The organism is Streptomyces sp. ATLC9 (genome assembly GCF_057196705.1).
The window spans coordinates 20,174-30,299 of the sequence record NZ_JBXUOY010000032.1; the positions used below are offsets into that span (position 1 = coordinate 20,174).

The 10,126-nt window shown below is 73.0% G+C and carries 9 protein-coding genes; all 9 read left to right on the forward strand.

Annotated elements, in window-relative coordinates:
- Nucleotides 1–36: 36 nt before the first annotated feature.
- Nucleotides 37–1,059: a sugar ABC transporter substrate-binding protein gene (locus AC2CJA_RS05935; protein ID WP_484601600.1), complete on the forward strand. Its 1,023-nt coding sequence runs from the start codon at nucleotides 37–39 to the stop codon at nucleotides 1,057–1,059.
- Nucleotides 1,059–2,621 (forward strand): sugar ABC transporter ATP-binding protein, encoded by a 1,563-nt coding sequence (locus AC2CJA_RS05940; protein ID WP_484601601.1) that lies wholly within the window; start codon nucleotides 1,059–1,061, stop codon nucleotides 2,619–2,621. Before AC2CJA_RS05935 ends, AC2CJA_RS05940 begins: the two co-directional genes overlap by 1 nt.
- 73 nt (nucleotides 2,622–2,694) lie before the next feature.
- Nucleotides 2,695–3,150, forward strand: coding sequence for a D-ribose pyranase (rbsD, locus tag AC2CJA_RS05945; protein ID WP_484601602.1), 456 nt, complete (start codon nucleotides 2,695–2,697; stop codon nucleotides 3,148–3,150).
- Between the two features lie 70 nt (nucleotides 3,151–3,220).
- The gene (deoC, locus tag AC2CJA_RS05950; RefSeq protein ID WP_484601603.1) at nucleotides 3,221–3,937 is read left to right on the forward strand and encodes a deoxyribose-phosphate aldolase; all 717 of its coding nucleotides are present in this window, start codon (nucleotides 3,221–3,223) and stop codon (nucleotides 3,935–3,937) included.
- A 94-nt stretch (nucleotides 3,938–4,031) separates the two neighbouring features.
- Nucleotides 4,032–4,790 carry a GntR family transcriptional regulator gene (locus tag AC2CJA_RS05955; protein ID WP_484601608.1) on the forward strand — a complete coding sequence of 253 codons (759 nt, stop codon included), beginning with the start codon at nucleotides 4,032–4,034 and terminating at the stop codon, nucleotides 4,788–4,790.
- Between the two features lie 239 nt (nucleotides 4,791–5,029).
- Nucleotides 5,030–6,175 carry a CaiB/BaiF CoA transferase family protein gene (locus AC2CJA_RS05960; protein WP_484601604.1) on the forward strand — a complete coding sequence of 382 codons (1,146 nt, stop codon included), beginning with the start codon at nucleotides 5,030–5,032 and terminating at the stop codon, nucleotides 6,173–6,175.
- Nucleotides 6,172–6,489, forward strand: a complete 318-nt coding sequence (locus AC2CJA_RS05965) for an acyl-CoA dehydrogenase family protein (RefSeq protein WP_484601605.1) — start codon at nucleotides 6,172–6,174, stop codon at nucleotides 6,487–6,489. The genes AC2CJA_RS05960 and AC2CJA_RS05965 overlap by 4 nt, the downstream gene beginning before the upstream one ends.
- Nucleotides 6,490–6,527: 38 nt before the next feature.
- The gene (locus tag AC2CJA_RS05970; protein WP_484601606.1) at nucleotides 6,528–7,754 is read left to right on the forward strand and encodes an acetyl-CoA C-acetyltransferase; all 1,227 of its coding nucleotides are present in this window, start codon (nucleotides 6,528–6,530) and stop codon (nucleotides 7,752–7,754) included.
- A gap of 80 nt (nucleotides 7,755–7,834) precedes the next feature.
- Nucleotides 7,835–10,018, forward strand: a complete 2,184-nt coding sequence (locus tag AC2CJA_RS05975; protein WP_484601607.1) for a 3-hydroxyacyl-CoA dehydrogenase NAD-binding domain-containing protein — start codon at nucleotides 7,835–7,837, stop codon at nucleotides 10,016–10,018.
- Nucleotides 10,019–10,126 lie beyond the last annotated feature (108 nt).

Below are 10,126 nucleotides of genomic sequence, written 5' to 3' on the forward strand. Positions count from 1 at the left end.
CCCAGACACCCCCGAACACCACACCAAGGAACGCCCATGTCTGCTCGCACCCTCCTCAGGGGCCTCGCCGCCGCGACGGCCGCCGCCGCCACCCTCACCCTCAGCGCGTGCGGCGCCGTCGCCCCCGCCGACTCCGGCGGTTCCGAGGACGGCTCCTTCGAACTCGCCTCCCACATCCAGCAGCGCATCGACGACGGCGAGCCGATGCGGATCAAGCTCAGCTACCACGACCCGTCCCTGGCCTTCGCCACGCCGATCGGCGCGGGCATGGAGAAGGCGGGCGAGGAGCTGGGGGCCGACGTCGCCCTCATCGGGCCCACCGGCGGTGACGCCGCCCAGCAGGTGTCCGAGATACAGACGCTGATCCAGCAGGAGGCCGTGGACGGCCTCGCCGTCTCCTCCGCCTCCAGCGACGCCCTGAAGCCGGTCATCGCCCAGGCCTACGACGCGGGCATCCCGATCATCTCCTTCAACACCGACAACCCCGACTCCAAGCAGATGGGCTTCGTCGGCCAGGACCTCAAGGGCTCGGGCAAGGCCCAGGCCGAGCGGCTGCTGGAGGAACTGGACGGGACGAACGAGGGCAAGGTCGTCGTCTTCTCCGTGGACACCGGGGCCGGCTGGTCGCACGACCGGTTCGGCGGCTTCAAGGAGGGGCTGGACGGCAGCGGCCTGGAGATCGTCGGGCCGGTGAACGTCGGCAACGAGCCCAGCTCCGCCTACAACACCGTCGAGTCCACCATGTCCGGCCAGTCCGGTGTCGTGGCGGTCGCGGGACTGGACTGCTGCTCGACGACCGCCGCCGCCAAGTGGGTGGCGCAGTCCGGCGACGCCGGTGACATCACCATGGGCGGCTTCGACCTCCTCACCCGGACGGCCGAGTACATCGACGAGGGAGTGCTGGACTTCACCATCAGCCAGAACCCCACAGAGCAGGGCTACCAGGCCGTGAAGGTGCTGCACGACTTCCTCACCGAGGGCACCGAGATCGAGGGCGTGGACACCGGGGCCCAGTTCATCACCCAGAACAACCTCGACGAAGCGACCGTGGAGGACTGATGACCGCCACCTCCCGCGAGACCGCCTCCGTCACCGAGTCCCGCGCCTCCTCCGGCGAGGCCGTCCCGGCCGTCGGCGTCCGCGGCCTGTCCCGCAGCTTCGGCCCGGTACGCGCCCTCACCGACGTCTCCTTCGACGTCCCCGCGGGCGAGGTCACCGCACTGCTCGGGGAGAACGGGGCCGGTAAGTCGACCCTGCTCAAGATCCTGGCCGGCCTCCAGCCGCCCAGCGACGGCGGCGTCACCGTGTTCGGTGAGGAGGTCACCTCCTTCGACCCGAGCACCATGCTCGGCCGGCACGGCGTCGCGATCGTCCCCCAGGAGCTGTCGCTGCTGCCCGACCGCAACGTCGCCGAGAACGTCCTCAGCGGCGTCGAGCCGGGGAGCCGCTGGTTCCCCTCCCGGCGCCGGATGCTGGAGCGCACCGCCGAACTCCTCCAAGCGCTGGACCTGCGGCTGGACCCGTCCGCCCCCGTGCGGTCGCTGGACCTGGCCACCCAGCAGCTCGTCGTGGTGGCCCGCTCCGTCGCCCGGGGCTGCCGCGTGCTGATCCTGGACGAGCCGACGGCGATGCTCACCCCGGCCGAGGCCGAGCGGCTGTTCGCGCTGATGGCCAGGCTCAAGGCGGACGGGACGACCATGCTCTACGTCTCGCACCGCATGCCCGAGGTCTTCCGGCTGGCCGACCGCATCGAGGTGCTGCGGGACGGCGCCCACGTCGCTTCCTGGCGCAGCGACGAGACCACCCCCGACCAGGCGGTCGCCGCCATGGTCGGCCGCGAGCTGGGGCAGCTCACCCGCCGCGCGGAGCACCTCGCCCGGCCCGCCGGGGAACCCGCCCTGCGCGTGCGGGAGCTGAGCGGGCGGCGGCACACCGGCGTCTCCTTCGAGCTGCGCCCCGGCGAGATCCTGGGCGTGGCCGGACTGCCCGACTCCGGCCGGGTGGAGATGCTGCACAACATCTTCGGCGGCGAGAAGGGGACCGGCGGCACGGTGGAGCTGCTGGGCAGGCCCTACGAGCGGCGCGACCCCATCGCCAGCGTCGAGCGCCGCCTGGCGTTCGTCCCCGGCGAGCGCCGCGCCCAGGGCCTGCTGACCACCATGAGCGTCGGCGAGAACGTCGGCGCGCTGATGACCAGGCCGCTCAGCCGCCTCGGTCTCGTACGCCGCCGGGCCCTGGACCGGCAGGCCGCCGAGCAGGCGAGGAGGCTGCGGGTCAAGACCGCCACCATGAGCCAGCCCATCACCAGCCTCTCCGGCGGAAACCAGCAGAAGGCCGTGCTCGGCCGCTGGCTGGCGATCGACCCGGGGGTGCTGATCCTCGACGAGCCCACGCGCGGCGTGGACGTCGGGGCCAAGGCCGAGATCTACGAGCAGCTCTTCGAGCTGGCCCGGAAGGGCCTGGCGATCCTGTGCTCCTCCTCCGACCTGCCCGAACTGCTCACTCTGACCGACCGGATCGCGGTGATGAGCGAAGGCCGCCTGGCCGGCACCGTCGAGGCCTCGGAGGCGACCGAGGAATCGGTCATGGCACTGGCCACCGGAGCGGTGCCGGCCGCCTGACCTCAGCCTGACCCCCCGCCCGTCCCGTCCGCTCTCCCACACCTCTGACACCCTTTCGGAAAGGACCCCCGTCATGAAGCGCTCCGGCATCCTCAACGCCGAACTGAGCGGAGCCCTGGCCACACTCGGCCACACCGACCTGCTGATGGTCGTGGACGCGGGCTTCCCCGTCCCCCGTGGTGCGCACCGCATCGACCTCGCCATCGCCGAGAACCTGCCGGACCTGCGGACCGTGCTCGGCCTGATCGCCGACGAACTGGTCGTCGAGGGCGTGGTGCGCGCCGAGGACGTCCCGTCCAACAACCCGCGGCTGGACCAGTGGCTGCGCGAGCGCTTCGCCGACGCGGAGTTCACCACACGTCCGCACGCCGAGGTGCTCGGCGAACTGGCTCACCGGGCCAAGGTCGTCGTGCGCACCGGGGCCTTCGAACCGTGGGGCAACGTCGGCCTGTTCTGCGGCGTCGACGTCCCCCGGTGGTTCGGCGGGGAGGGCGTCGTCGTCCCGGACCACTACGCCTCCAAGCTCTGACCTCCGCGGCGGCCCGCCCGCCGCACCACCCACAAGCCACACCACGGCTTCCACCACAGGAGACACCCGCATGTCCGACACCACTGCCGCGGCCACCGCCGAACCGGCGCTCAGCCCGGCCGAGATGGCGCCCTACATCCAGCACACCAGAATCGACCCGGACGCCACCCGCGACGACATGGTCGCCCACGCCCGGGAAGCGGCCGCCCACGGCTTCAACGCCGCGATGGTGCCCGCCTCCTGGGTTCCCGTCGTGGCCGCCGAGCTGCGCGGCACCGGGATCGAGGTGGCCTCGGCCCTGGACTTCCCGACCGTCGGCGTCATGACCAGCGCGGGCAAGGCGGCCGAGGCCGCCGAGATCGCCCGCCTGGGCGCGACGCAGCTCGACATCGGCGTGCAGATCGGCTGGCTCAAGAGCGGTATGTACGACGAGTTCCGGGAGGACATCGCCGGCGTCGTACGGGCCTCGGGCCTGCCGGTCAAGGTCATGCTGGAGCTGCCGCTGCTCACCGACGCGGAGAAGGAGGCCGCCGTCGAACTGGCCATGGAGGCGGGCGCGGCCTATCTGAAGAACGCCAGCAGCGGGCAGATCGAGACCGCGAATCCGACGAGTGTTCGCTACCTTGTCGACCGGGCACGGGAAGGCGTTCGGGTGAAGGCCTCCGGGTCCATCAAGAGCTACCGTCAGGGCCTGGGACTCCTGCGTGCCGGGGCCTCGTTGCTCGGTACCAGCGCCGGCGTGGCGATCGTCGCCGACACCGCCGACGACTCGACCACCAGCTACTGACGGCCGGCTGCCGCCGTGCCCCGCCCCGCCCCGCGCGGGGCGGGGCGGGGCACGGCGACCGAGCACTTCGCAACCGGAGAGGAGACGCGTGACCGTGACGGCCGACGAGGGGGGTCTTCCGGACATCAGGCGCAACGTCCCCACCGCGATCCACGCCCAGATCTCGGAGCACATCCGGCTGCGCATCGCCGGCGGCGAGTGGCCGCCGCACTACCGTCTCAAGAGCGAACCCGAGCTGGCGCAGGAGTTCGGCGTCAGCCGCGGCACCGTACGCAGGGCCCTGGCAACCCTCATCGAGGAGGGGCTGCTGCGGCAGGTGCGCGGACGCGGCACGTTCGTCACCTCCACGGTGATCGAGCCGGCCATCGCCCAGAAGCTCAGCACCCTGTCGGAGGACTTCGCCAGCCAGGGCGTCGTCACCTCCACCAGGGTGCGCGAGAGCTCTCTGATAACGCCGCCCCGGCCGGTCGCCGCCCTGCTGGACGTGGCCCCCGGCACACAGGTGCTGCGCCTGGTGCGGGTACGCAGCACCGAGGAGGGGCCGGTCGCCCTGCTGTTCAACTTCGTACGGACCGATCTCGCGCCCGGCGTCGAGAAGGTGGACTTCACGGCCTCCAGCCTCTTCGGGGCGCTGGAGGGCACCTACGGCCTGAAGATCGCCTCGGCCCGCCGCACCTTCAGCGCGGAGGCCGCCTCGGGGGAGGTCGCACAGGCCCTGTCGCTGGCCGAGGGCGCCCCCGTGCAGTACCTCCAGCAGGTCACCTACCTCGCCGACGACCGGCCGGTGGAGTACTCGGACGTGTGGATCCACAGCGGTCGCCTGCGCGTCACCTCGCTGCTGCAGCGCAGATGAGGACGGCGGCGGACCCGTTCCGCCCGTGGGGCGCCGGCCCCGCCCCCCCCGGCGCCGGCCGCGGCCCCCCCGGGCCCCCCGGGGGGGCCGGGTCCGGTACGGCGCGGGGCACGGGCACAGCGTTCCGCCTCCGGGCCCGTGAGGGGTTGTGGAAAGTGGAACGTGTTCTTAGCATCGCCGGTGTTACATCATTGATGTCATACGGTCGCGGCGCGGCGGCCCGAACGGTTGGAGACCGGATGGCAGCGGCAGGCACGGGCCCCGGCCCGCTCGCCGGAGTGCGGGTGGTGGAACTGGCGGGTATCGGCCCCGGCCCGTTCGCCGCGATGCTCCTGGCCGACCTCGGCGCCGACGTCGTCCGTGTCGACCGCCCCGGCGGGCAGGCCCTGGGCGTCGACCCCGCCCGCGACGTCACCGGCCGCAACAAGCGCTCGGTGGTGATCGACCTCAAGGCCGACGGCGGCCCCGGCGCCGTACTCGGTCTGGCCGAACGCGCCGACGTGCTGATCGAGGGCTGGCGCCCCGGCGTCGCCGAGCGCCTGGGCGTCGGCCCGGGGCCGTGCCTGGCCCGCAACCCGAAACTGGTCTACGGGCGGATGACCGGCTGGGGCCAGGACGGTCCCCTGGCCGCGAGCGCCGGGCACGACATCGGCTACACCGCCGTCACCGGAGCGCTGGGCATGATCGGCCCGGCCGGTGGCCCGCCCGCGATCCCCGCCAACCTGCTGGGCGACTACGCCGGCGGCTCTCTCTACCTCGTCGTCGGCGTCCTGGCCGCCCTCCACCACGCCCGCGCCGGGGGCGGGAGCGGGCAGGTCGTGGACGCGGCCGTCGTGGACGGCACCAGCCATCTGACCGCGATGATCCACGGCATGCTGGCCGCCGGAGCCTGGCAGGACCGCCGGGGCGCCAACCTGCTGGACGGCGGCTGCCCCTTCTACGGCGTCTACGAGACCGCCGACGGCGGCTGGATGGCCGTCGGCGCGCTGGAGCGGCCGTTCTACGACGAGTTCACCCGTCTGCTGGGCCTGGACCCCGAGACGGCCGCCCACCGCGAGGACCCCGCCCGCTGGGACGGGCTGCGCCGGGCCGTCGCCGCGCGCTTCCGCACCCGCACCCGGGCGCGGTGGACGGAGGTCTTCGAGGGCACCGACGCCTGCGTCGCCCCCGTGCTCTCCCTGCGCGAGGCTCCCGGCCACCCCCACCTGGCCGCCCGCGGCACCTACACCGAGCACGCGGGAGCCGTCCAGCCCGCCCCCGCCCCCCGCTTCTCCGCCACTCCCGGCGCGCTGCGCCGCCCGCCCGCCACTCCCGGCGCGGACGCCGCCGAGGTGGCCCACGACTGGGACCTGCCCGTCCCCGTGCCCGAGGAGGGCTCACGATGAAGCGGAAGATCTTCACCGAGGACCACGAGGCCTTCCGGCGGACGGTCCGGGCCTTCCTGGAACGGGAGGTGCTGCCGCACTACGAGCGCTGGGAGCGCGAGGGCGCCGTCGACCGTGAGGCGTGGCGCGCCGCCGGGCGCCAGGGCCTGCTGGGGATGGCCGTCCCCGAGGAGTACGGCGGCGGCCAGGACGACTTCCGCCACATGAGCGAGTGCCCCGTCGCCAGGGCGTTCACCGACGGGCGCATCCAGACCATCTACGGCGGCACGACCGAGATCATGAAGGAGATCATCGGCCGTTCCCTGCTCTCCTGATCTCCCGACCCGCCCCTTTCCGGAAGGCATCCTCGACCGTGACGACCCACGCGAGCAACGACGCGTACATCTACGACGCCATCCGCACCCCGCGCGGGCGCGGCAAGGCCGGCGGCGCCCTGTACGGCACCAAGCCGATCGACCTGGTCGTCGGCCTGATCCACGAGCTGCGCCGCCGCTTCCCCGGCCTGGACCCGGCCGCCGTCGACGACATCGTGCTCGGCGTCGTCACCCCCCTGGGCGACCAGGGCGCCGACATCGCCCGCACCGCCGCCATCGCCGCCGGACTGCCCGACACCGTCGCCGGCGTCCAGGAGAACCGCTTCTGCGCCTCGGGTCTGGAAGCCGTCAACCTGGCCGCCGCCAAGGTCCGCTCCGGCTGGGAGGACCTGGTCCTGGCCGGCGGCGTGGAGTCGATGTCCCGGGTGCCGATGGGCTCCGACGGCGGCGCCTGGGCCATGGACCCGATGACCAGCTTCGAGACCGCCTTCGTCCCCCAGGGCATCGGCGCCGACCTCATCGCCACCGTCGAGGGCTTCTCCCGCCGCGACGTGGACGAGTACGCCGCGATGTCCCAGGAGCGCGCGGCCACCGCCTGGAAGGAGGGACGCTTCGACCGCTCGGTCGTCCCCGTCACCGACCGCAACGGCCTGGTCGTCCTCGACCGCGACGAGCACATGCGCCCGGGCACCACGGCCGACTCCCTCGCCTCCCTCAAGCCCTCCTTCGCCACCATCGGCGAGGCCGGCGGCTTCGACGCGGTGGCGCTGCAGAAGTACCACTGGGTGGAGGAGATCGATCACGTCCACCACGCGGGCAACTCCTCGGGCATCGTGGACGGCTCCGCGCTGGTGGCCGTCGGCAGCCGCGAGACCGGAGAGCGTTACGGCCTCACCCCCCGCGCCCGGATCGTCTCGGCCGCCGTCTCCGGCTCCGAGCCGACCATCATGCTCACCGGCCCGGCGCCCGCCTCCCGCAAGGCGCTGGCCAAGGCGGGGCTGACCGTCGACGACCTGGACCTGGTGGAGATCAACGAGGCGTTCGCGGCCGTCGTCCTGCGCTTCGTGCGCGACATGGGCCTGCCCATGGAGAAGGTCAACGTCAACGGCGGCGCCATCGCCATGGGCCACCCGCTGGGCGCCACCGGCGCGATGATCCTGGGCACCCTCGTCGACGAGCTGGAGCGCCGTGATCTGCGCTACGGCCTGGCCACCCTCTGCGTCGGCGGCGGCATGGGCATCGCCACCGTCGTCGAACGGCTCTGACCGGCCCCGCGCCCGCCCCGGGCGGCGTACGAAACGAACCTTCCGACGCAGCCAGACCTCAACGGAGACCGAAACCCACCATGGCAGCCCCCTCCACCATCCGCTGGGAGCAGGACGACACCGGTGTCGTCACCCTCACCCTGGACGACCCGGCCCAGTCCGCCAACACCATGAACGCCGCGTTCGCCGCCTCGCTCGCGTCCGTCGCCGACCGCCTGGAGGCCGAGCGCGAGGGCGTCCGCGGCGTCATCGTCACCTCCGCCAAGGAGACCTTCTTCGCCGGCGGCGACCTCAACGACCTGCTGGCCGTGCGGCCCGACCAGGCCCGCGAACTCCACGAGCGCGGTATGGCCATGAAGCGCGACCTGCGCCGCGTGGAGACCCTCGGCATCCCCGTCGTCGCCGCCGTCAACGGCGCGGCCCTCGGCGGCGGTCTGGAGATCGCGCTGGCCTGCCACCACCGCGTCGCACTCGACGTCCCGGGTTCGAGGATCGGTCTGCCCGAGGCCACCCTCGGCCTGCTGCCCGGCGGCGGGGGGGTGGTGCGCACCGTGCGGCTGCTGGGCATTGCCGAGGCCCTGCAGGACGTCCTCCTCCAGGGCCGGCAGTACCGTCCCAGGCAGGCCATGGACAAGGGCCTGGTCCACGAGGTCGCCGACACCCCCGAGGAGATGCTGGAAAGGGCGCGGGCGTTCATCGACGCCAACCCCGCCTCCGTACAGCCCTGGGACACCAAGGGGTACAGGATCCCCGGCGGCACCCCCGCCCACCCGAAGTTCGCCGCCAACCTCCCGGCGTTCCCCGCCAACCTCGCCAAGCAGCTCGGCGGCGCCCCCTACCCGGCCCAGCGCAACATCCTGGCCGCGGCCGTCGAGGGCGCCCAGGTCGACTTCGAGACCGCCCAGGCGATCGAGTCGCGCTACTTCACCGAGCTGGCGACCGGGCAGACCGCCAAGAACATGATCCAGGCGTTCTTCTTCGACCTCCAGGCCGTCAACTCGGGCCGCAGCCGCCCCCGGGGCGTCGAACCCCGCAAGGTGCGCAAGGTCGCCGTGCTCGGCGCCGGCATGATGGGCGCGGGTATCGCCTACGCCTGCGCGAAGGCCGGCATCGAGGTCGTCCTCAAGGACGTGAGCGCCGAGGCCGCCGAGAAGGGCAAGGCGTACTCGGCCGGCCTGCTGGAGGCGGCCCTGGCCAAGGGCCGCGCCACCCCCGACAAGCGCGACGCGCTGCTGGCCCGCATCATCCCCACCGCCGAGGCCGCCGACCTCGCCGGATGCGACGCGGTGATCGAGGCCGTCTTCGAGGACACCGCCCTCAAGCACGAGGTGTTCGCCGAGATCCAGGACATCGTCGCCCCCGACGCGCTGCTGTGTTCCAACACCTCCACCATCCCCATCACCTCGCTGGCCGAGGGCGTGAAGCGGCGGCGGGACTTCATCGGCCTGCACTTCTTCTCGCCCGTCGACAAGATGCCGCTGGTGGAGATCATCCGCGGTGAGCGCACCGGCGACGAGGCCACCGCCCGCGCCTTCGACCTGGTGCGGCAGATCAACAAGACCCCGATCGTGGTGGGCGACTCGCGCGGCTTCTTCACCTCCCGTGTGATCGGCCGGTTCATCAACGAGGGCGTGGCGCTGGTCGCCGAAGGCGTGGACCCGGCCTCCGTGGAGCAGGCCGCCGCCCAGGCCGGCTATCCCGCCAGGGTGCTCTCCCTGACGGACGAGCTGACCCTGACCCTGCCGAGGAGGATCCGCAACGAGGCACGGCGCGCGGTGGAGGCCGCGGGCGGCACCTGGGAGCCGCACCCGGCCGACGCGGTCATCGACCGCATGGTCGACGAGTTCGGCCGCACCGGCCGCGGCGGCGGCGCCGGCTTCTACGAGTACGACGCCGACGGCCGGCGTGCGGGCCTGTGGCCGGGGCTGCGTGAGCACTTCACCCGCGAGGGCGCCGCCGTGCCCTTCGCGGACATGAAGGAGCGGATGCTCTTCTCCGAGGCGCTCGACAGCGTGCGCTGCGTGGAGGAGGGCGTGCTGACCTCGGTCGCCGACGCCAACATCGGCTCCATCCTGGGTATCGGCTTCCCCGGCTGGACCGGCGGCGTCCTCCAGTACATCAACGGCTACGAGGGCGGCCTGCCCGGCTTCACGGCGCGTGCCCGCGAGCTCCAGGAGCGCTACGGCGACCGGTTCGCGCCGCCCGCGCTGCTGGTGGAGAAGGCGGAGAAGGGCGAGACCTTCTCCGACAAGCCCGCGGCGTAGGCCCGCCGGGGGGGGGGGGGGGGGGGGCGCCCCACGCCGCGGCCGGGCTCACCGGCGCCGGTTACGCCCTCCGCGCCGGATCACCGGGTGATCACCTCACTCCGCGAC

Bases quoted from the DNA above. Each gene is read 5' to 3' on its own strand.
- AC2CJA_RS05975 (WP_484601607.1), top strand. From the start codon at position 7,835: ATGGCAGCCCCCTCCACCATCCGCTGGGAGCAGGACGACACCGGTGTC.
- AC2CJA_RS05960 (WP_484601604.1), top strand. From the start codon at position 5,030: ATGGCAGCGGCAGGCACGGGCCCCGGCCCGCTCGCCGGAGTGCGGGTG.
- AC2CJA_RS05935 (WP_484601600.1), top strand. From the start codon at position 37: ATGTCTGCTCGCACCCTCCTCAGGGGCCTCGCCGCCGCGACGGCCGCC.
- deoC (WP_484601603.1), top strand. From the start codon at position 3,221: ATGTCCGACACCACTGCCGCGGCCACCGCCGAACCGGCGCTCAGCCCG.
- rbsD (WP_484601602.1), top strand. From the start codon at position 2,695: ATGAAGCGCTCCGGCATCCTCAACGCCGAACTGAGCGGAGCCCTGGCC.
- AC2CJA_RS05940 (WP_484601601.1), top strand. From the start codon at position 1,059: ATGACCGCCACCTCCCGCGAGACCGCCTCCGTCACCGAGTCCCGCGCC.
- AC2CJA_RS05965 (WP_484601605.1), top strand. From the start codon at position 6,172: ATGAAGCGGAAGATCTTCACCGAGGACCACGAGGCCTTCCGGCGGACG.